Source organism: Streptomyces sp. NPDC059874 (assembly GCF_042731135.1).
Taxonomy (GTDB): Bacteria; Actinomycetota; Actinomycetes; order Streptomycetales; family Streptomycetaceae; genus Streptomyces.
In genome coordinates, this window is the sequence record NZ_JBHWJY010000023.1 from 88092 (window position 1) to 107203 (window position 19112).

Here is a 19112-nt window from a genome sequence, read left to right on the forward strand (position 1 = left end):
TGCCCTGATCCTAGTGATCTTCTCTCCCTAACATCTTGATCGCACTCCCGCGATACGACGAATCCGCCGTCACGGAAAAGCGCCCGGCCGGGACTTCGGAACGTTTCGCGAAACCCACGATCTACCGCTTCGGTGAGCGCGCGGCAACGGACGAGTCGGCTGTTCCTTCAAGCGGCTCTGGTGCTCGGCGAACCGCTAGCGCAGCCAGTCCTGCTCAACCAGCGGTCACATTCCTCCACCCTGTCCCGTCATACCGATTGACCGCCGATGTGACAGCCGGGCGCTGGCCCGGATGTCCGGCACGTTTCCATCTACAGTGCAAGGAGTAAGGCATGAAAGCGCACGTCAGCTCAATCCTCCTCGGTGTCCGGGACATGGACCGGGCCAAGCGGTTCTACACCGAGGGGCTCGGCTGGAAGATCAAGAACGACTACGGCATCTCGGTGTTCTTCGACTCGGACGGCGCCTCGCCGGTCGGCTTCTACGCTCGCGAGGGTCTGGCCGACCAGGTGGGCACGGACCCGGAAGGCAGCGGCTTCAGCGGGCTGGTTCTGACCTACGTCGTCCGCAGTGAGGCACGGGTCGAGGAGCTCATGGCGGAGGCCGAGAAGGCCGGCGCGACGATCCTGAACCCCGCCGGCGCTCTGCCGTGGGGCGGGTACGGCGGCACCTTCGCCGACCCGGACGGTTATGTCTGGAGCCTCGGCTACAGCGACCAAGGCACCGACCAGCCCTACGCGGAGTAGCCGCGATCTTTGTCTCACAGCCGTCCGGGCACGGCGCGGCGCGTGCCGCTGCCGTCCCGGACACGGCGATGGTCCCGGTGTGGGAAGCGGGAGCCTCCATCGGAGCCGGGCGGGCCGGAATCCGCGGTGAGCCGGCAGGACAACAGGAGGAAGATCATGAAGTGTCGGGCCCACGTCGAGCCACCCGAGCCCGTGCGGGGCCTGGAAGTTCCGTCCGAGGTGGTGGCAGCGCTCGGCGGGGGCGCGAGGCCGCCGGTGACGATCACGGTCAACGGGCATTCCTGGAAGAGCCGGGTCGCCATCATGCGAGGCCGCCACCTGCTCGGCCTCAGCAATGCCAACCGTCAGGCCGCGGGTGTCGCGATCGGCGAGGAGGTCGAGGTCGATGTCGAGCTCGACACCCAGCCGCGCGTCGTCGTCGAGCCCCCGGACTTCGCCCGAGCCCTGGACGACGACCCCGTCGCCCGCGCCGCATACGACAACCTTGCCCATAGCCGCAGGCAGGAGCACGTACGCGCCATCGAGAGCGCGAAGCGGCCCGACACGCGCCGACGGCGCATCGAGAAGGCCATCGCCACCCTGCGGGGCTGAAACCCGGGAAGTGCACAACCTCCGGCCTCTGGCCGCTGCTCCTCAGCCCTCTGGATCCAACGACGGCGACTCCCGCCCGTGGGGCCGGCCTGCTCGCGCAGTGGTGGGCGGCCTACGCCGCCGTCGACGCAGACGACGATGCGCTCCCGACCGAAGAACGCCTCACCGTCACGGTCCCCTTCGGCCAGATCTGGCCCGCCCTCGCTCCCAGCCGACAGACGGCAGCGAACGCGGACCGACTGGCCGCCGAGTACGCGCAGGCCTTCCTCTGTGGCCATCCCGAGTGCGCAGCCGCCCAGGCCGGCCGGCTGCGCCCCTCGCGGCGCGGCGCGGCGCTCTCGGAGCAGAGGCGGCTCAGTTCGACGTGATGCCGGTGAGGACGGCGAGAACAGCGAGACGGATGCGGTTGTCCCGGCCCGTCTTCGCCATCAGGCTGGCCACGTGCGTCTTCACCGTGGTGACCCCGAGATGCAGCCGGTCGGCGATCTCCTTGTTGGACAGGCCCACGCCGAGCAGTCCGAGCACCTCTCGCTCGCGCGGGGTGATGGCCGGCACCGGGATGTCCGTAGGAGTGTCCGAGGAGGAACGGGTCTGGAGAGCCTGGGCGACGAGGCGGTCAAGGACGTCCCGGCTGAAGGGGGCCTCTCCGTTGGCGGCCCGGCGTACGGCCTCCAGGAGTTCGGCCGGTGGGGTGTCCTTGACGAGGAAACCGCAGGCTCCGGCCGCGAGCACCGGATACAGATGGTCGTCGTCGTCGAACGTGGTGAGGGCGACGACGCGGGTGGCAGGGCGTGCGGTCAGGATGCGGCGGGTGGCCGTGATGCCGTCCATGCCGGGCATTCTCAAGTCCATGAGGACGACGTCGGGAGTCAGGCGTTCGGCCAGTCGTACCGCCTCCGCGCCGTTGTCCGCCTCGCCCAGGATCTCGATGTCCTGCGCCTGCTCGAAGAGCATGCGCAGTCCCATACGGACGAGCTGCTGGTCGTCGACGACGAGGATGCGGATCACAGCTGGGGCTCCATGTCGGATGCGAAGGCGGGAAGTTCGGCCGTGAGTCGCCAACCCTGAGCGGCGGGACCCGCATTCAGTCGGCCGCCGAGCAGGTCCACGCGTTCACGCATGCCGATCAAGCCGTGTCCGGAAGGGCCGGAGGCCGGTGGCCGGGCCCTTCCGGCGCCGTCGTCGTGGATCGTCACGTGAACGGCGTCATCGGCCATGCGCACGGCCAGCTCGGCGTGTGCGCCGGGCCCGCCGTGCTTGGCCGCGTTGGCCAGGCCCTCTTGGACCAGGCGGAGGACCGCGAGGCCACGTACCGCGTCGAGCCGCGCGACGCGGGGATCCACGGAAGCGGTTACGGTCAGCCCGATCTGGCGGCTGTGTTCCACCACCGACCCCAATGCCGCCGGCAGAGCTCCGGGCTCGACCAGGGAGCCGGTGTCGGGACCGGTCCGGTCCGGGGCTCGCAGTACGGCGACCAGGCGCCGCAGATCGGACAGTGCCGCGCCGGCGCTGGCGTGCAGGTCGTCGAGGACGTCGGTGATCCGCGGGTCAGTGGTGCTGGTGGCTGCGGTGACATGCCGGGCAACACCGACGCGCAGCACCATGGAGGAGACGTGGTGGGCCACGAGGTCGTGCAACTCGCGCGCGATGGTGGTGCGCTCCGCCGCGCGGGCGGCCAGCAGCTGTTGTTCGGCACGGAGTTCCTGCTGCTTCGCGTGTTGACGGGCATGCACCGCGGCGTCGCGGGTCACGCGTACGTACGCGCCCAGGAGCAGCGGCAGCCCTGCGACGATACCCATCTTGTAGAGCACCGGCAGGAGTTCGCCGGGCAGGTCTTCGAAGCGGTTCACGGCGACGGCAAGCGCCAGTGTCGTCGCCCCGGCGGCGAGGCGGCGTCCGGACTGCTGTACCGCCAGTTCGAAGAGAGTGACGGCGGCCAGCACCTTCAACGAAGGAACGATGCTCGCGCCCAGCGTGTGTGCGGCAACGAGCAGGACCGACTGCGCCAGGAGCGCACCGAACACCCATTTCCCCGCGGCCAGGCACAGCACGAGCCCGGCTGCGGCGAGGCCCCAGTCTCGTGCCCCGGACGGCCGCTGCAGCAGTAGGAAATAGCCGACCATTACGCCGGCAAGCGCCAGGATCCGCATGCCGGCGAATCTTCTGTCGAACGCAGGCTCGATCCAAGGTCGGTTCACACGCCCACGATAGGCGGACTCCCGTGCGCCCGGGTCCTGCCATGGGAGGAGGCCACCTCCTCCCACCGGCCGCGATGTCCGGCCCGTGGAGGGAAGCGGGAACCCGGGTCGGGCGGCGAGGGTGAGCGGCATGGATACCAATGCACATACGGCCACGAGTGCCAACGCAGACGCAGAATCCGCCGCCATGGGGCGGCGGTCCGTCCTCGGTGGTGCGGCCGCTCTGGGGCTGGGGAGCGTGGCCTTCGGCACCGCCGCCCATGCGACCGGCGCCAGGTCGAGGTCCCGCACCAAGGCCGGCCGCTTCCAGGGAAAGTCCGTGCTCATCACGGGTGGCACATCCGGCATCGGTAGGGCGGCGTTGAAGGCGTTCGCCCTTGAGGGAGCCCATGTCGGATTCTGTGGCAGACGAGCAGAGTTGGGGCGCCAGGTGGAACGCGAGATCCGGGACGCGGGCGGCGAAGCCACGTACATCGAGGCCGATGTCCGCGTGGACGCCCAGGTTCGCGGCTTCGTGGACCGAGTCGCGAGCCGTTACGGCGGCATCGACGTCGCCTTCAACAACGCCGGCATCGGCGGCGGCAAACTACCCCATGAGATGAGCGTCGAGGAGTGGGATGACGTCCAGGCAACCAACGCCCGGGGAGTGTTCCTAGCGATCAAGTACGAGATCCCGCACATGCTCAAGGCGCAGCGCGGCGTCATCATCTGCACCTCGTCATCAGCAGCCGAACACGCGCGGCCGAACGGCGCCGCGTACACCGCAAGCAAGCGGGCGGTGCAGGGCCTGGTGAAGTCCGCCGCCCTCGCGTACGGACCCAAGGGAATCAGGCTCAACTCCCTGCTGCCCGGCACCACCGACACCCCCTTCGTCCGCCCGCCGGGAATCCCGGACGCGGATTGGGCGAAGTACAAGCAGGCCTGGGGACCGCTCAACGTCGACGGTCTCGAACGGATGGCCGAAGCCGAGGAGATCGCGCGCGCGGTGCTCGGGCTCGCGTCCGACGACTTCCCCTACATGACGGGTGCGTCGATCACCGTGGACGGCGGAAGCACCGCGGGCCGGAGGATGATCCAGCCGAGCAGTACGTGAGGCTGGGGCTTCCCCCGGAGGAGCGCGCACTCATCGGAATGGGGTGAGCACGATGTCGGCCTGGGCGCCGCGGCGCCGCCCTTGCCCGCGCGCCCCAGGTGCCGGTGGCGGGCTGCGGGACCTCGGTCGCGTACGAGGCGATCGTGCCGACACCGGCCGGGGCGTCGACGGCGGCCTGCGCGCGCCGCCTTGGCTTGGCCGGCTCCCGGGTCTGCGGCCGCAGGTCGGGCTTCGGGCCGCTGGAGCCCGCGCCGCCCGCGATGGGGCCCGTCGGCTACCTCGACACGTGACCACCACCGCGCCACGCGGCGACCCGCGGTTCGACTGCGGGCCCCGCGCGGTGATCGGCTCCCGTCGAGCCGGCGCACCCACGTCGCCTACGCGGGGGCGCTGGTCATGGCCGTGCCGACGTCCGTCCAGCGGACCACCAGCCTTCCTTCGCGGCCGGGTTCGCGCTCGGAGAAGGTGCGCTGCCACACGTTCCCGGGCAGGTTCACCGCCGGCCCGTGCCCGCACGACCGGCTGTCCGCGTGCGCGAGCCGGCCCTGAAACTACTCTGCGGCCGGCGCGGCGGCCTTCGGCGACAAGCCTTCGGCCTGCAAAACGGCCGGCAGCCGACCGCCGCCCCAGTTGTAGAAGTACATGCGCTCGAGATTGAGGCTGCGCGCTACAGGCCGACCAGGAAGAACCGGACGGCGTAGTCGCGCGCCTTGGCCGGGGGCAGCCGGCCGTCCAACGGAATCGCGTACGTCGTGTCGGTGTTCCACAGCCGCGGCTGCGCTCCCGCACGGTGCAGTGCCAGATCGGCCGCAGCCTTGATCAGGCGGCTCGCGCGTCGGGTCATCTCGACCAGCGTCGACGCACTCCCGACGTAGCAGCGGTGGTCGTTCGCCACCGGCCACAGCTCGTACGCCTCGATACGCCCCCGGTACCGGGCCGCGACAGCGTACACCGGCAGAAAACGCCCAGACCAGACGGCTGACAATCCCCCAGCCTGCGCAGAGTCAACGAGCCATTGACACCTGCTGATTCCGGCGGGCCGCCGGCAGCCTGCAAGGCACGGCTAGTCTTACGATCATGGCCTTGCGACCCGATGAGTTCTACGACCACGCACGTGCGGCTGCGGATGATGAGCTTCGGCTTCCGCTGGCAAGAATGACCGGATGGGACATCAGCCCCTTCGAGGCGGATGGACTACGCGTGTCCGCGCTCCGCCCGCCCGTTCTGCCCGAGCCGCGGCGGCACGGCGAAGACCCGGCGGACTGCGGTGAGTGCGACTCCCGCAACGAAGGCATCTGGCTCAACGACCGCTGGCGACTGGCCCGGATACCAGGCGCCGGTGTGCCACTGGTGCTGATGCTGTACCCACGCGACCACTACGACATGGCCGATCTGCCCGACGAGCTGGCCGCCGAGCTGGGCGTGCTCACCACTCACATCGTCCGCCACGTGCAGGCGCTGCCCCACATCTGTCGAGCCCACGTCTACCGGTTCGGGGACGGGGCCGCACACCTGCATGTGTGGTTCTTCGCCCGTCCCGAGGGACAGGCCCAGCTGTTCGGGTCGTGGCTGCCCGTCTGGGACGACCTCCTGCCCGAATACCCGGCAGACGTAGCGGACGCAGATGCAGCCGCCGTTGCCGAAGCCCTGACTGCCTCGTACGGAGGTCGCCGCTCAGACACCAACGGGCAAATGAAGCCCTGACCCCCTCACCCTCGGGCCTACTACGGGCTCCACGGCACCCTCGCGGCACTGCTGGGCGCCGCGGGGCGCCGCGAGGAACAGCGACCGTACCTCTCTGCGCACCCGCCCGACCAGCAAGATCAATGGCAAAAACGCGTGCTGTTCTTCAGCCGGCCGACACCTGAAGCTTGTAATCCACGGAGACGGCAAAGGATCCCGATGATCCCCTGATGCCCAGTGTGTGGCTACCAGGTGCCAGCGGTTCCAGTTGTACCCAGAGGCCGCAGGCCTGGGTACGGAAGCGCCCCCCGTCCTGGGTGAGCGGATTGCCCTCCACAGCACTGATCTGCACGGCTGTCGCTTCGTATCGTTCGGGTTCCAGAGCGTGGCCGTCGAGGACGGCACTTCCCTGTGCCGAGGTCATGAACGCGGCGCAGTCGCCTGCTTCACCGACGAGGTTCACCAGAGGGAAGGCTACTGGCACCGCTGCAGGCACTGTGCACGAGCGCGTCACGGTCCCGCCAAAGGTGCCGGCCAGGAACCAGATGCCGCCTGGCTGCCCCTGAGCGCACAGGTGGCCGTCCTGATCTGAGACAGGGTTCGAGTCACTGACACTCGAAGCCGCCCAGGTCCACCAGCGGCCCTGCAGATCGGCAGCGCTCAGCTTGGCTCGCGCGCTGGGAGAACCTGCTGCCGGCAGCGCAGAGGTGGCCACTGCCCCGGCCGGGGAGCCACTTGTGTCCGTATGGGGCGGGGCAGACGTGGTCGAGCATGCGCTGACCAGGAGTGATGCGCCGATCAGCAAGGCTATGGATCTTCCGAGGTGCATGAGCGAAGAGTACGAGGCCGTGCCCCTCCGGCCCGCAGGAGGGCGGGCACCCGCGTGGTGGCGGCCCGCTCTGGAGTCGTCAGAGGCGGTCTCTCAGGCGAAGGACCGCAGGGCGGGTTTCTGCCCGTCAGCCTGCCCGCTCGAACGCTAGGTTCGCTTGCAGACAGACCGCCGCGTACCGCGGCAGCGCCTCACCCTGCGCCTGGTCCACAGCCAGGCCCCCACCGGTGCTTGATGGCCCACCAACTCGCCGATGCACCAGCAATGAAAACACCCCCCCCTCCGCTGGCGTCTACGGCGCGCAGCCGGCAGGTGGTTTCGGGTCAGGCGGTCGTCCAGCGCTGGACGGTCTCTTGGTCGTGGGTGAGCCATGTGCCGTCGCAGAGCGGGACGGCCGCAACTCCCGGGCCCGGGGGTAGTCGACTTCGGCGATGTCCCGTCGTTCACCGCCTACCGGCCGAAGGACGGCGCCCGGACCGGCATAGACCGTGACGCCGTCCGAAGCGTCCGCCGGCTCGGGACAGCCGAGGCCACCTCGGGGACAGAACAAGGGGGGCATTCGAGGCACGGGAGGTCACTTGGGAACGGCCGGCATGCCGAGATCGCGCACAGGCCGTCAAGGCCCGGCCGCAGAAGGGGAAACTGGTGTGTCCGAGAAGCAGCAGACTCCACCGGAAGACAGCGTGCCGCACTTCTTCCGCCCCGCACGGGGTCTGGTCAGGACCGGTATGGGCGGTGTCCGTGGACCAGTCGTTACTCAGGCGATTCAAGATCGTTGGCGAGGTGTGAACAACATGAAGCGCGCACTTACCGCTGTCATCCTCGCGGGTGTGGCCCTCTCGTTCCCCTCCGCTGCGAACGCCGGCGCGACCGGTTGCAATCAACGGACCTGTATCGACGTCGAGGGCAGTGGGCTGCGCGTCGAGCGGATCGGCGCGTCGACCACCTGGAACGGTGACTTCACCGGGCACTTCCACGTCTGGGGCGGCGGCATCGACCAGAACAGCCCGTCGGGGTTCTGGGGTTATCACCAGAAGTACACCGTGCCTGTTGGACGTGACCTCCCCAACGGCTCGGTAATCTGCGCCGAAGGCTGGGAACACAGCGGTGGCGGCATGCAGTCGCGGGGCCGTGCCTGTGCGGAAGTCCGGTTCTGACGGCATGCCTTCGCCGGTTGGGCGTCTCCAGAACGGCGCACCTGCGGCCCCGGAATCCTCGCGAGTCTTGAGCTTGTGGCAGCCCCGGCAGAGTGTCTGCACGTTGTTGCCCACGTCCTCGCCACCGAGGGCGAGAGGCTGCACGTGGTCCACGTCGCTAGCGGATGAAGTGCGTCCCGCAGCCAGCGGACACAGCGAGCCCGACGTGCCTCACGGATCACCCGCCGGAGATGGCAAGCACCATCGTCTTACGCCTCTAAGACCTGGTCAGGCGGCAGTCATCACATGCAGGTTGCTACGGGATTCCTGGAGGAGACCTGTGGTGCACGAGGCGTGCGTAGAAGCTTGTGCAGCTCAGCTGCAATGCGGGCCGGGATGGTGTGTCCAACAGGTATGACGCCATCACTGGCTCGAACGACACCGAGGGTGCCTGCGGACTCGGGTGTCATCTGGCGCCCGAGCACCTCAAGTTCGGCGACAAGCACGCCCACCTCGTCCTGGGCCGCCATCCCGTGCTGCTGCCTCCACGACTCGCCAAGCTCCTTCGCCGCCTTGCCGAACAACTGACCCAGAGACTGGGCCGCCACGGCATCCCGGTTCGCACCGCCCGCAACGCAGCCCTCGCCGCTCTCGCTGCCGATCTCCCCAGCCCGACCCTCGCCGACGTGACCGGGATGCACCGCCACACGGCGCTCCGCTGGGTCGCCTACGCCAGACGCTACTGGGCCGAGTACCTCGCGGCCGGGGCCGAGGACCTGCAGCGACCACCCGAGGGCCGCGGCTGCCGGTGACGGCCACGATTCGTGCAGCGGCTGTGTGATCGATAAGGTGCCAGATCACGACCGCACCCCCGTTCGATCAACGGGCCGGTCAGGGCTCTGCCGCAGTTGGTGGCACCTCCACGGCTGCCGGGCTGATCTCTGCCTGCCCGTGCCCTGGGATAGGGGGCGGTCCTCACGGCGGGGCAGTCGGGCCCCGGCCGACGGGCCAGGAGGAACAAGTGGCACAGATCATCGCCGAGGTCTCACGGACGTTCAACGAGTTTCTGCTCCTGCCGAACCGGACTCGGACCGACTGCTCGGCTGCAACGGTTGACTTGCGCACGCCCCTGGTGCGTCACATCGCGGGCGAGGCGTCGGCGATCGAGCTGCAGTCCCCGTTCACGTCCGCGATCATGCAGGCCGTCAGCACACCCGATCTCGCGATCGCGCTTGCGCGAAACGGTGGTTTCAGCTTCCTCCACCACAATCAGGCGATCCAGGACCAGGCTGCAGCGGTCCGCCAGGTGAAGAACTTCAAGGCCGGGTTCGTCACCAGCGATACCAACGTCCGCCCCGACGACAGCCTGAGCCTGCTGGTCGATGTCATGCGCCGCACCGGTCACAGCACCGCCGCGGTCACCCACGACGGGACCGCCACCGGCCGCCTGCTCGGTCTGGTGACCTCCCGGGACTTCCATCCCCAACGTCATGATCTGGACGGACCGGTCAGTGGCCGGATGACCGCTGTCGCCGACCTGGCCCATGCCGGGCCCGACATCACGCTCTCCGAAGCCAACGCACGGCTGTGGGACGAACGGCTGGACTGCCTCCCGGTGCTGGATACCGAGGGTCACCTGCAGCATCTGGTGTTCCGTTCCGACTACGCGGACAACAAGCGCTTCCCGAACCAGGTCGTGGACGCTGCCAAGCGTCTGCGTGTGGGCGCAGGTATCAACACCCACGACTATCAGGAGCGCGTCCCGGCCCTGCTGGAGGCGGGCGTGGACGCGTTGTGCTTCGACTCGTCCGACGGCTACAGCGACTGGCAGGCGCAGGCTCTGTCCTGGGTGAAGAAGCACCATCCGGAGATCCCGGTCGGCGGCGGGAACGTGGTCGACGGGGAGGCGTTCACCTTCCTCGCCGAGGCGGGGGCGGACTTCGTCAAGGTCGGGGTGGGCGGCGGCTCCATCTGCATCACTCGGGACCAGAAGGGCATCGGACGTGGCCAGGCCAGCGCGGTGCTGGACGTCGCGGCGGCCCGGGACGCCTTCCGCGAACGCACCGGCGAGTACGTGCCGATCTGCTCCGATGGCGGGCTGGTGCACGACTACCACGTGGCCCTGGCGCTGGCGATGGGGGCCGACTTCGTCATGATGGGGCGTTACTTCGCACGCTTCGACCAGGCGGCCGGCGCGAAGCTGCCCACCCGGGAGGGCTTCGTCAAGGAGTACTGGGGTGAGGGCTCGAACCGGGCCCGCAACTGGCAGCGCTACGGCCAGGGAGGCCAGGGGCTGATCTTCGAGGAAGGCGTGGACGGCTACGTCCCGTACGCCGGCGACCTCAACGAAGGTCTCGCCCTGACCATCGCCAAGCTCAAGACCACGATGGTCTCCTGCGGCTCCAATACCCTGCCGGAGTTCCAGTCCACGGCCCGGCTGACCCTCGTTTCAGACCAGAGCTTCCAGGAGAGCCACGCCAACGTCACCCTGCGGGACACCCCGGCGACGGTCTCCTGACAAGCTGCTGAGTCCCGACGTGAGCACTACTGGTCGGAGGGGAACAGCTCATGGTTGGAACAACCCCCTCCCGCCAGTAAAGACCGCACTGCCCTCCCACAGCGCGACAGCCGTCGACGAGCACGCCGCGCGGCCACGCAGCAGCCCCGGATCCACACGAGCAGGCGACGCAGAGACCCGCTGAGCAGTGGGCGACCACAGGGCTGCCGGGCTGTCGGCAGCACCTCCCCTGAATTGGCGCAGGGGCTTGGCCTCACCAGGTGGTCTCCCTCCCCAACATGGTGACGACTGGGTCCTTGAGGGTCGGACGTTGGGCAGGGGCCGGCACAGCGCACCCGGCTTCTGCTCCCGCGGCGCGGATGGGGGCGATCGGCGGGTCCTTCGGGATCAACAGTTTCGCCGAACCGGCGTGGTCAGTGCTGGTGCGCATCGCCCAGGATTCCCCGGTCGTACGCCGCAGCCACCGCGGCCGCGCGGTCGTTGACGCCCAGTTTGGCGTATAGGTGCGTGAGGTGGGTCTTGACCGTGGCCTCGCTGATGAACAAGGTACGGGCGATCTCCCGGTTCGCCGTGCCCTTGGCGACCAGTACGAGGACTTCGCGCTCGCGGGCGCTCAGGGCGGCGCGGGTGGCCGACGGGGCGCGGACCCGGGAGACCAGACGGGACGCGACGGCCGGGGACAGGACCGTGCGGCCGTCGGCGGCGGCGTGTACCGCCGTGAAGAGGTCTTCGCGCGGGGCGTCCTTGAGGAGGTAGCCGGTGGCGCCCGCCTCGATCGCGGGGAGGGTGTCGGAGTCCGTGTCGTACGTGGTGAGGACCAGGACCTTGCTCCGGGCTCCCCTACGGGCGAGTTCGGCGATTGCCTCGACTCCGCCGCCGCGCGGCATCCGCAGATCCATCAGGACGACGTCCGGGTCGAGGCGGCCGGCCAGCTCCACGGCCTCGACGCCGTTCGAGGCCTCGCCCAGGACCTCGAAGCCCGGGGCGGATTCGAACATGCCACGTAGTCCGTCTCGTACGACGGGATGGTCGTCGACAATGATGAGGGTGATCGTTCGGTCAGTCATTGCGTATCAAGGGTACGTGGGCGGAGATCGCGGTGCCGTTGCCCGGCTCGGACTCGATGTCGACGCTCCCCGCGAGGCGTTCGGCGCGGGCGCGCATCCCGCCGAGTCCGAAGCCACCCGATGCGGTGCGCGGGGGCAGGGTGAGCGGATCGAAGCCGCGGCCGTCGTCGCGTACGTCCAAGGTGACCTCGTCGTCCATGTAGGAGAGGGTGACGCCGACGCGGGTGGCGCGGGCGTGTCGGGCGGTGTTGGAGAGGGCTTCCTGGGCGATCCGCAGGAGCGTGGCCTCGATCTCGTCGTGGAGGGGCTCGACGGTACCGGTGGCGGTGAACTCGGCCCGTACACCTGCCCGTGCGGACCATTCGGTGACGGTTTTCTCCAGGGCATCGTGCAGGGCGTCGTGCTCAAGGGCGCCGGGGCTGAGGTCGTGCACCGAGCGGCGGGCCTCGCCGAGGCTCTGCCGGGCCAGGGCCTGTGCGCGTTCGAGGTGCTCGCGGGCCACGGCCGGGTCCTCGGTCGCGGTGACCACCTGGAGCTGGGTGATGATTCCGGTGAGCCCCTGGGCGATGGTGTCGTGGATCTCTGCCGCGATCCGGCGTCGTTCGTCGTCCACTCCCGCTTCCCGTGCCTGGAGCAGGAGTTGGGTGTGGAGGCCGGCGTTCTCCGCGAGGGCCTGTTCCAGGCGGGCGTTGGTCCGTTCCAGTTCGGCCAGGGTGACGGACTTGGCCCTGGCTTCCTCGGCCTCCTTCTCGCCGAGGCTGCCGAAGATCATGACCAGTGCGGCATGGAGCGCGAAGATCACCCCGAAGAGGATCCAGACGGTCGCGGACTCGGGAGGCAGCCCGCCGGACTGCGAGCCCGCCATGGTGACGGCGGTCACCAGCAGTCCGGCTTTGACCCGGCGCGGTGGCAGCAGATGGGCGGCGTCGAAGTAGCCGATCACCGCATAGATCGAGAAGAGCGGGTTCAGCCAGGTCAGGACGAAGGCGATCGCGGTGCGCACGGCGTAGTAGCGACATCCCGCCGGGGAGTGCTCGGGCAGCCCGGACTTCATCCGGCCCCACCACAACTGGAGTACGTACGCGGCCACGACGAGCGCTCCGGCCGTGTACGTCTCGCCGCGTGACATGAAGACGGTCGCGGTGGCCGCAGCGATTACCGTGGCGAGGGCGAGCAGCCCGTACGGACCCCAGCGGTAGAACTTCCCCCACCGTTCCTCGGCGCTGGGCGTCTGGCTCGTCACAGTGCTCATGGTGGGCATGGTGTCAAAGATGCCTCGTTCGCCCAGCCGGGAGCCGGTCTCGCCGACCTCGCCTTGCACGATCACTCCCAGCGGAACCAGCGGACCGCGGCGCCGATCAGCGGCACCGCCCACAGACCGGTGACCGCGAGATGCGACCAGGTGGGCCAGTCACCGGCGGCAGCCTGGTCGAGCGCTTGGGACGCTGCACCGAGCGGCGTCAGCTCGACGATGTCCCTGAGCAGGCCGGGCATGGTCTGTACGGGAGCGTAGACGCCGGCGGTGAACATCATCGGGAAGAACACGACCGTCCCGATGGTCTGCGCGATCTTCGCGGTGCGGGAGAGTGCGGAGATGGTGGCGCCGAGTGCCAGCCCGGCCAGGACGGTCAGGACGATCGCCAGGGCATAGCCGGGGAGCTGCTTCGGTAGCGCGACGTCGAAGGCGAGCCGGCCTATTGTGACCGCGAGGAGCACAGAGAGCAGGATCGCCGCTCCGTGCAGCACGATCTGTGCGGCGAGCAGGGACTTGGGGCCAGCGGGGGTGGTGGACAGCCGGCGCAGGATTCCGCGCTCGCGGTAACCGGTGAGGACCCCCGGCATGGTCTGTGCGCCCGACACGATCACGGACAGGAGTACGGCCACGGGGACGTACAGATCGATCCCCCGGCGCCCGCCGAGCGCCTCGTCCGCCTCCCGGAAGGACGGGACCAGCCCGAGGATCGTGAGCAGCAGGCTGGGAAACGCGATGATCCAGAAGAGCACGGCGGGCTCGCGGCAGAAGAGCCGCGTCTCCGAACGGAGTACGGCCGCGGAGGCGCCGGACCTGGTGGCATCGGCGGGGGCGGCCGGGGCGGCGGCAGACATGTCAGGCCTCCTGCGTGGTGAGGCCGATGAACACATCGTCCAAGGTGGCGTCCGCGACACGAAGTCGGCCCGCGGTGATGTGGTGCCTGCCGAGCAGCGACAGAACGGCGCCCACGGCTTCGTCGGTGCCGCTGATGACGAGCTTGCGGTCCGTCTCCTGTACGGAGGCCACGCCGGGCAGCTCCGCGAGCTCCCGTTCATCGAGCGGCTGCGAGGGCGTGAAGGACATGACGGTCGAGCTCGCGGCCCGGCCGATCAGGCCCGCCGGGGTGTCGAGCGCCGCGACCCGCCCCTTGTCGATGACCGCGATCCGGTCACAGAGGCGCTGCGCCTCCTCCATGAAGTGCGTGACGAGCACGACCGCGACACCCGAGTCCCTGACTTCCTCGATCAGCTGCCAGGTGTCACGACGAGCACGCGGGTCGAGCCCGGTGGTGAGTTCGTCGAGGACGACGACCCTGGGGTTGCCGACCAGGGCGAGCGCGATGAACAGGCGCTGCTTCTGGCCGCCGCTCAGCTTGCCGAAGCGCGCGCCCAGCTGGTCGGTCAGGCCGAGGCGCGCAGCGAGTTGCCGCCAGTCAGCGGGCTTGCGGTAGAAGGCGCTGTAGAGCTCCAGCGCCTCCTGCACCGTGAGTTTGGCCTGCAGCTCGCTCTCCTGAAGCTGTGCTCCCAGGAGCTGGGTGACCCGGTCGCGGTCGGCGATCGGGTCGAGGCCCGCGACCCGTACCCTGCCGGCGTCGGGGACCCGTAGGCCCTCGACGCATTCGACGGTGGTGGTCTTGCCCGCACCGTTGGGTCCGAGGATCCCGAAGATCTCACCCTCCTCGACGACGAAGTCGACACCGTCGACTACGGTCCTGCCCCCGTAGGCCTTGCGCAGGCCACTGACTTCGATGACTGACATGCTTCGATGCTCGCGTCCCACGGGGGCGCAGGACATCGCCCATCGCGCCCGAAGCGCCATCATCCGATCGGTTGATGGCGGGGTACGCCGGGATCCGCCGTACACGCGGACGCGTACTGATCGTTTCAAATGACCTGCTACAGCGGTGGCTGCCGATTGGGTGTCCGCTGCGGTCGTCTGTGGATCGGGCCTGGTCCCGGATTCCCAATTGGCAGCCGAGTCGTCGTGGGGCGTCGGACCAGAGGACTGCAGTTGCACGACGAGCCTGCGGAGGTGAGCGTGCCCCAGATCTGGGCCGTGACGTACTGGTATCGCTGAGGACTTTCTCTGGGCGGTGGATGTCAACCACGGCGGGGCCGCCTTGCTCGTCGCTTGCTACTCGGCCACAACCAGCTGATGGTCTATCTCACCAGCCTGGCCGTTCATCAGGCATTGGCCACTTACGGCGACCCGCAGGATGTATGGCTCGCCGGTGCTGATCGCGGCAGCTTGTTCGCTCAGATCCGCCTCGGTGAACCCGAGCAGATCCTGGCCCCCTCGGCTCGGCATAGGAGCGGCAGGATTCCGGCGACCGGCCGGCTGCGCTCCGGGGCCCAATGCGCCCGCTTGGCGGCACGCTGCAGGAGAGCGGCAGGAACCCACCAACGCGGCCGATCCGGTGCGTGCGAGCGGCTGCTTGGTCAGGCGGGCGGCAGTCCGGCGGCCCGCAGCAGCGTGGCGCGTTCGTCCTCACCCAGCGGCTCGCCCGCCGGGAGTCGGTCATCCGTCAGCAGCCGTCGCACCCACTGCGCGTTCGCTTCGAACGCCGCCCGGCACAGGGATCGCTCGGGGTGCTCTGCTTCGGGGCCACTGATGGCCAGGTCCCACGGGTTGTCGGGGTCGACCGGTTCGGACAGGGCTGCCGCCACCAGGACCAGGTCGAAGAGCTTGTCCCGGCAAGGCACTGTGGGATCGGCCGTGAGTCGGAGCAGGAAGGGCAGGACCGCCGGCATCACCGTGCTGATGCGCATCGGTCCCGCCATCACGAGCCAGCTCAGTGCCTGTTCCGCGGCCTCGGAAGCGTCGGGATCCACCAGGCCGTGCAACACGGCCGGGACACCCTCCGCGCCCCCGGGCAGCGCCGGCCATAAGACCTCGTCACATCCTGCCAACGCGGGATGCGAGGCGGGATCCCCCGCCAGGTGCGGGTGCGCCGCTCTCAGATCCGCGATCGCGGCCACGGCCGCCGCCTGGTGATTCACCGTGCACACCTCGGCCTCCTTCCCCCGACCACCGTGGCGGCACGGGCCCCGGGCTACAGGCCGGGCTTCACCTTCACGACCATTCGCCTGCCGTCCTGGACTCGCACCCACCTCACCCGGTAGCTCACCATCGCCACGCTCTCCCCGTCGCTCGCTGCGTACTCGACGGCATCACAGCCGCAGACCACAGCCTCACACCCCGGCACGGACAACAAGCCCCGGCCGGCCAGGACCGAAGCACGCCGCCCGCAGCCCCGCCCACCAATTCAGGTCAGGGCGGCCTGGGTCTCGGTGGCGCCGGTTCTCTTCACGCCACGCGGCGTGGCCCCGGACGGCGGGGACGGCGTCGGCCCACGGGCTCTTCGGGAGCGGCCTGGGGGGAGGAGAACCCGCCCGGGACCGCAGACCGGGCTGCCGGCGGCGCGGCCGCGTTGGCCGGTGACGCACCCGCGCGGGCCGGGCTCTGCGCTCGCGCGAGGATGGAGATGTGGGGGATCTGCGAGGCGCAGGTCTGGCACACCTCGGCCAGAGTCCAGACCTGTCCCACGGCCGGGTTGTGCACGAGGACGAGGAGCGTGGGTCCGCTGCACTGGACGTTGGTCTCGTGGAACACGCACTGTGCGGCCTGGCAGGAGCAGGCGGCGTTGGGGCGGACCACGGCGAGCCGGGCGTGGGCCTTGATGTGTTCGGCGGCGAAGCGCCGCAGGGTCATGGTGTCCTTCGAACGTGCCGGCATGCGGCAGGCCTCGGTGCTGCAGGTGACGGACACCGTGTGATCGGCATGGCCGGTGAGCCGGACGGACCAGGTCCGTCCGGGCACACGCGATCCGGGCATCAGGGTCATCGGGATTCCCGTCGTCGTCGTTCAGATGGCTCTTGGGCGCTGATGCGGCTGCGGAAGTCAGCGCCAGAGGAGGCGGTTCACCGCACGCCGAGGACGGCGCGGCGAGAGCACAGACAGCCCCGCACCCCCGGCCAGGTGGCCTCGGGCGAGCGAACTGCCAGATATGGCCTTTCTCGCACGGGGCGACCACGCTGTCAACGACGCGACAGCCCTCGGCCCAGGTAGAGGGGGCGCACCTGGTGGGGGAAACCGAGGGCGGCCTGGATGATCCGCATGGCATTTCAGAGGAACGACGAGGTGCGCAACGGATTCCGGGAACCAACGGCGCTCCCGACCGCACCGGACCCGCAGCCCGCCGCCAGGCCTTCTACGAGGCCCGCCCACATCCTGGCCCGCCTGGCCCGCCTGGCCCGCCTGGCCCGCCTGGCCCGAGCCCATACGAACGCGCCGTGACAATGCCGCCCGCCGGCAAAGGTCGGCGTGCGCATCACGAGTTCGGGCGTCCGGAATCCGCCGGTACGCTGCCTGCCCGGGGCGTCGCCGTGCGAGCATTCCCGCGTCATATGGCAACGGCCGCACCTCGACGGGCCGTCCTCGGCGAGCGGGAGGGCGAACGGCGTGAGGGACTTCTTCAGACGCGAACGCGGGACGGTGTCGCATCCTCCCGAACTCGTGGCGGCAGCGGCGGAAAATCCGGGGGGATCCGTCGCGGAGATCGACGCCGACTACGTCAGCCAGGCCGACGGCTTCGTCCCCACAGAGGCAATCCGCGGCGCGTGGCTCGTCGGCGCCGACGGAAAGCTGACCGGCGCGTTCGAGAAGAATCCGAACTACGGGCCTCCGCCCACGGACGACTTCGCGAAGCTCACCGAGAGCAAACATTGGCTCGACTGGCTGGGAGACCCGGCGGCAGCCGTACGGGACTCCATCGCCGGCTGCCTGAGCGAGCAAGTCCCGGGCGCGGTCCTGGAATGGCTCAAGATCCTCGACGAGCCCCGATACCTCACCGGGGGCCGGGTCAGACCCGACCACCAGGACCAGATGATCATCACCCGGGCCGGCCTCGCGCTGTCCTTCGCGTTGTCCGTGACGGCTCCCGAGCGCGAGCGGAGATTCTGACTGGTGTCTTCACGTGGGTCTCGGCGCCACTCGACATGCCGGACATACGGAAGGACCGGGTATGGGTGGACCTGTGGGTCGATCTGGATTGGGCGGAGAGTCAACTCCGCGACCGCATCATGGTCGTAGGCCGGCCGGCATCCTGAGACGAGACGCGGTTGGGGCAATGTCTGCCCGGCCTGCTGAGGCAATTCCACCCGTCGCTGGAACGGGTTCTCGAGCCGAGGTTGCAGCACCCGGCCGTCCTCGCGTTGCCGGAACGATTCGGGCACCGGCCCGGATCCGCAAGGCCGGCAGGGGGCGGTTGGTCACCCTGCTGAGGCCAACGGCACCGAGGATGGCCGAGCGGCTGGTCGAAGACCTCTTCGTCGCGTTGGACGAGCAGACCGTCACATAAATGCCTCGACATCGGTCGCGTTGATCGGGGACGCTTCGCGCGATGACCAGAATCGACGACACGCCGGCCGCGTGGGACGAGCGCACCCAGCTCACCACGTTTCTCGACTACACACGTGACACCGCCCGCGCCAAGTGCGCCGGCGTGTCGGCGGAGAACGCTCGCAAGGCGCTCCTGCCGGGCTCACCGCTGATGACCATGAGCGGAGTGATCAACCACCTCCGCTGGGTCGAGTACTACTGGTTCCAGGTGGTCTTCCTCGGCGAGGAAGACCGGGGCCCCTGGACCGAGGAAGACCCCGACCGCGAGATGCGCATCGCCGTCGACTTCCCGCTCGCGCAGTTGCTCGACGAATACGCCGAACAAAGCGCCCGCTACCGCGAACTGGTCGCCGGGAACCGTCTGGACGACCAGGCCAAGCGAGCCGTCCGCGACGGCCTCCACGTCGACCTGCGCTGGATCCTCCTCCACCTCACCGAGGAGACAGCCCGCCACAACGGCCACCTGGACATCCTGCGCGAGATGCTCGACGGCACGACCGGCGGCTAGTGCTGTGGCCGGAAAGGTTTGCCGGGGCGCGGTGTTCGGTGCGGTGCATCGCAAGGCGGAGGACCGCGGCTCGTACTGGACGTACTTGCGC

At 69.3% G+C, this 19112-nt stretch carries 21 protein-coding genes and 2 pseudogenes; 12 read left to right on the forward strand and 11 right to left on the reverse strand.

The window, feature by feature from the left end; genetic code table 11:
- Positions 1 to 332 precede the first annotated feature (332 nt).
- Positions 333 to 746 (forward strand): VOC family protein, encoded by a 414-nt coding sequence (locus ACFV9H_RS15945; RefSeq protein WP_385398103.1) that lies wholly within the window; start codon positions 333 to 335, stop codon positions 744 to 746.
- A gap of 156 nt (positions 747 to 902) precedes the next feature.
- Positions 903 to 1337, forward strand: a complete 435-nt coding sequence (locus ACFV9H_RS15950; RefSeq protein WP_385398105.1) for a YdeI/OmpD-associated family protein — start codon at positions 903 to 905, stop codon at positions 1335 to 1337.
- 354 nt (positions 1338 to 1691) lie between these two features.
- On the opposite strand, the gene ACFV9H_RS15955 is transcribed toward ACFV9H_RS15950, so the two are convergent.
- Entirely contained in the window at positions 1692 to 2345 is a 654-nt protein-coding gene (locus tag ACFV9H_RS15955) for a response regulator (protein ID WP_385398107.1), read from the reverse strand.
- Complete coding sequence (locus ACFV9H_RS15960; RefSeq protein ID WP_385398109.1) at positions 2342 to 3487, reverse strand: sensor histidine kinase; 1146 nt, start codon at positions 3485 to 3487, stop codon at positions 2342 to 2344. The genes ACFV9H_RS15955 and ACFV9H_RS15960 overlap by 4 nt, the downstream gene beginning before the upstream one ends.
- Positions 3488 to 3665: 178 nt before the next feature.
- Here ACFV9H_RS15960 and ACFV9H_RS15965 point away from each other — a divergent pair, with 178 nt between their 5' ends.
- Together ACFV9H_RS15965 and ACFV9H_RS15970 are read left to right on the forward strand one after the other, a co-directional pair.
- Positions 3666 to 4628 carry an SDR family NAD(P)-dependent oxidoreductase gene (locus tag ACFV9H_RS15965; protein ID WP_385398111.1) on the forward strand — a complete coding sequence of 321 codons (963 nt, stop codon included), beginning with the start codon at positions 3666 to 3668 and terminating at the stop codon, positions 4626 to 4628.
- Positions 4629 to 4732: 104 nt separating this feature from the next.
- Positions 4733 to 4918 (forward strand): hypothetical protein, encoded by a 186-nt coding sequence (locus ACFV9H_RS15970; protein WP_385398113.1) that lies wholly within the window; start codon positions 4733 to 4735, stop codon positions 4916 to 4918.
- A gap of 377 nt (positions 4919 to 5295) precedes the next feature.
- Here ACFV9H_RS15970 and ACFV9H_RS15975 read toward each other — a convergent pair whose 3' ends face one another.
- Entirely contained in the window at positions 5296 to 5580 is a 285-nt protein-coding gene (locus tag ACFV9H_RS15975; protein ID WP_385398115.1) for a hypothetical protein, read from the reverse strand.
- Between the two features lie 125 nt (positions 5581 to 5705).
- Between ACFV9H_RS15975 and ACFV9H_RS15980 the strand changes: the two genes are divergently transcribed.
- Positions 5706 to 6332 (forward strand): hypothetical protein, encoded by a 627-nt coding sequence (locus ACFV9H_RS15980; protein WP_385398117.1) that lies wholly within the window; start codon positions 5706 to 5708, stop codon positions 6330 to 6332.
- Positions 6333 to 6477: 145 nt separating this feature from the next.
- Here ACFV9H_RS15980 and ACFV9H_RS15985 read toward each other — a convergent pair whose 3' ends face one another.
- A complete protein-coding gene (locus ACFV9H_RS15985; RefSeq protein ID WP_385398119.1) occupies positions 6478 to 6774 on the reverse strand; it encodes a hypothetical protein in 297 nt (98 codons plus the stop codon).
- Positions 6775 to 7787: 1013 nt separating this feature from the next.
- On the opposite strand from ACFV9H_RS15985, the gene ACFV9H_RS15990 reads away from it, so the two are divergent.
- A complete protein-coding gene (locus ACFV9H_RS15990) occupies positions 7788 to 8297 on the forward strand; it encodes a hypothetical protein (RefSeq protein ID WP_385398150.1) in 510 nt (169 codons plus the stop codon).
- Positions 8298 to 8369: 72 nt separating this feature from the next.
- Here ACFV9H_RS15990 and ACFV9H_RS15995 read toward each other — a convergent pair.
- Positions 8370 to 8450 (reverse strand): annotated as a pseudogene (locus tag ACFV9H_RS15995) (HNH endonuclease); the annotation flags it as partial.
- 227 nt (positions 8451 to 8677) lie between these two features.
- Here ACFV9H_RS15995 and ACFV9H_RS16000 point away from each other — a divergent pair.
- Both ACFV9H_RS16000 and ACFV9H_RS16005 read left to right on the forward strand, forming a co-directional pair.
- Positions 8678 to 9088: a hypothetical protein gene (locus ACFV9H_RS16000; protein ID WP_385398121.1), complete on the forward strand. Its 411-nt coding sequence runs from the start codon at positions 8678 to 8680 to the stop codon at positions 9086 to 9088.
- 209 nt (positions 9089 to 9297) lie between these two features.
- Positions 9298 to 10794 carry an IMP dehydrogenase gene (locus ACFV9H_RS16005; protein ID WP_385398123.1) on the forward strand — a complete coding sequence of 499 codons (1497 nt, stop codon included), beginning with the start codon at positions 9298 to 9300 and terminating at the stop codon, positions 10792 to 10794.
- Between the two features lie 413 nt (positions 10795 to 11207).
- Here the strand turns inward: ACFV9H_RS16005 and ACFV9H_RS16010 are convergent, their stop codons facing one another.
- From ACFV9H_RS16010 to ACFV9H_RS16035, 6 genes are all read right to left on the reverse strand, one after another.
- Complete coding sequence (locus tag ACFV9H_RS16010; protein WP_385398125.1) at positions 11208 to 11861, reverse strand: response regulator; 654 nt, start codon at positions 11859 to 11861, stop codon at positions 11208 to 11210.
- The gene (locus ACFV9H_RS16015) at positions 11854 to 13113 is read right to left on the reverse strand and encodes a sensor histidine kinase (RefSeq protein ID WP_385398127.1); all 1260 of its coding nucleotides are present in this window, start codon (positions 13111 to 13113) and stop codon (positions 11854 to 11856) included. Before ACFV9H_RS16015 ends, ACFV9H_RS16010 begins: the two co-directional genes overlap by 8 nt.
- A gap of 71 nt (positions 13114 to 13184) precedes the next feature.
- A complete protein-coding gene (locus tag ACFV9H_RS16020) occupies positions 13185 to 13967 on the reverse strand; it encodes an ABC transporter permease (protein ID WP_385398129.1) in 783 nt (260 codons plus the stop codon).
- Between the two features lies 1 nt (position 13968).
- Positions 13969 to 14871, reverse strand: a complete 903-nt coding sequence (locus tag ACFV9H_RS16025) for an ATP-binding cassette domain-containing protein (RefSeq protein ID WP_385398131.1) — start codon at positions 14869 to 14871, stop codon at positions 13969 to 13971.
- Between the two features lie 680 nt (positions 14872 to 15551).
- Entirely contained in the window at positions 15552 to 15959 is a 408-nt protein-coding gene (locus ACFV9H_RS16030; RefSeq protein ID WP_385398133.1) for a hypothetical protein, read from the reverse strand.
- Positions 15960 to 16419: 460 nt separating this feature from the next.
- Positions 16420 to 16947, reverse strand: coding sequence for a hypothetical protein (locus tag ACFV9H_RS16035; protein ID WP_385398134.1), 528 nt, complete (start codon positions 16945 to 16947; stop codon positions 16420 to 16422).
- Positions 16948 to 17229: 282 nt separating this feature from the next.
- Here ACFV9H_RS16035 and ACFV9H_RS16040 point away from each other — a divergent pair, with 282 nt between their 5' ends.
- The 4 genes and pseudogenes from ACFV9H_RS16040 (at position 17230) to ACFV9H_RS16055 (ending at position 19021) form a co-directional block, all read left to right on the forward strand.
- On the forward strand, positions 17230 to 17409 hold the full coding sequence (locus ACFV9H_RS16040) for a hypothetical protein (protein WP_385398135.1): 180 nt from the start codon (positions 17230 to 17232) through the stop codon (positions 17407 to 17409).
- Between the two features lie 165 nt (positions 17410 to 17574).
- Complete coding sequence (locus ACFV9H_RS16045; RefSeq protein ID WP_385398136.1) at positions 17575 to 18075, forward strand: hypothetical protein; 501 nt, start codon at positions 17575 to 17577, stop codon at positions 18073 to 18075.
- A gap of 173 nt (positions 18076 to 18248) precedes the next feature.
- Positions 18249 to 18466, forward strand: a pseudogene (locus tag ACFV9H_RS16050) (IS110 family transposase); the annotation flags it as partial.
- Positions 18467 to 18514: 48 nt separating this feature from the next.
- Entirely contained in the window at positions 18515 to 19021 is a 507-nt protein-coding gene (locus tag ACFV9H_RS16055) for a DinB family protein (protein WP_385398138.1), read from the forward strand.
- The last annotated feature ends 91 nt before the right edge of the window (positions 19022 to 19112 follow it).

Coding starts and splice junctions, on each gene's coding strand:
- ACFV9H_RS15945 (WP_385398103.1), top strand. CDS start 333: ATGAAAGCGCACGTCAGCTCAATCCTCCTCGGTGTCCGGGACATGGAC.
- ACFV9H_RS15950 (WP_385398105.1), top strand. CDS start 903: ATGAAGTGTCGGGCCCACGTCGAGCCACCCGAGCCCGTGCGGGGCCTG.
- ACFV9H_RS15960 (WP_385398109.1), bottom strand. CDS start 3,487: ATGCGGATCCTGGCGCTTGCCGGCGTAATGGTCGGCTATTTCCTACTG.
- ACFV9H_RS15965 (WP_385398111.1), top strand. CDS start 3,666: ATGGATACCAATGCACATACGGCCACGAGTGCCAACGCAGACGCAGAA.
- ACFV9H_RS15980 (WP_385398117.1), top strand. CDS start 5,706: ATGGCCTTGCGACCCGATGAGTTCTACGACCACGCACGTGCGGCTGCG.
- ACFV9H_RS16010 (WP_385398125.1), bottom strand. CDS start 11,861: ATGACTGACCGAACGATCACCCTCATCATTGTCGACGACCATCCCGTC.
- ACFV9H_RS16015 (WP_385398127.1), bottom strand. CDS start 13,113: ATGAGCACTGTGACGAGCCAGACGCCCAGCGCCGAGGAACGGTGGGGG.
- ACFV9H_RS16020 (WP_385398129.1), bottom strand. CDS start 13,967: ATGTCTGCCGCCGCCCCGGCCGCCCCCGCCGATGCCACCAGGTCCGGC.
- ACFV9H_RS16025 (WP_385398131.1), bottom strand. CDS start 14,871: ATGTCAGTCATCGAAGTCAGTGGCCTGCGCAAGGCCTACGGGGGCAGG.
- ACFV9H_RS16035 (WP_385398134.1), bottom strand. CDS start 16,947: ATGCCCGGATCGCGTGTGCCCGGACGGACCTGGTCCGTCCGGCTCACC.
- ACFV9H_RS16040 (WP_385398135.1), top strand. CDS start 17,230: ATGGCATTTCAGAGGAACGACGAGGTGCGCAACGGATTCCGGGAACCA.
- ACFV9H_RS16055 (WP_385398138.1), top strand. CDS start 18,515: ATGACCAGAATCGACGACACGCCGGCCGCGTGGGACGAGCGCACCCAG.